This window comes from Mesorhizobium sp. M5C.F.Ca.ET.164.01.1.1, assembly GCF_004792125.1.
Taxonomy (GTDB): Bacteria; Pseudomonadota; Alphaproteobacteria; order Rhizobiales; family Rhizobiaceae; genus Mesorhizobium; species Mesorhizobium wenxiniae.
In genome coordinates, this window is sequence record NZ_SRTG01000563.1 from 1 (window position 1) to 288 (window position 288).

The window sequence follows — 288 nt, forward strand, 5'->3', positions numbered from 1 at the left end:
CCTACACGCCGCCCTTCCGATTGGGGTGATGCCAGCGCAGCAGCGCCTCGAAGCAGCTGACCTCGCCGCGGTCGAGATTGAGGAGCGGTTGGTAGTAGATTTCGAACTGCTGCCGCACCACCGCTTCGCGCAGGTCGAGTTCGAGAAACCGCCGCGCCTGCATGCGCGCATCCATTTCCGGTTCGAAGAACCTGTAGGTTCCGCGGCCTTCCGCCTTCGCCCGGTAGAGCGCCATGTCGCCGGTCTTGAGAAGTTGGTCGGCGTCAATGCCATCGTCCGGCGCGATCG

General features: G+C 64.2%; 1 protein-coding gene. It reads right to left on the reverse strand.

Features of this window, described 5'->3' with window-relative positions; genetic code table 11:
* Position 1: 1 nt before the first annotated feature.
* Positions 2–288 (reverse strand): EAL domain-containing protein (locus EN807_RS34760; RefSeq protein ID WP_135938106.1); only part of this gene is annotated, 287 nt, incomplete at its 5' end.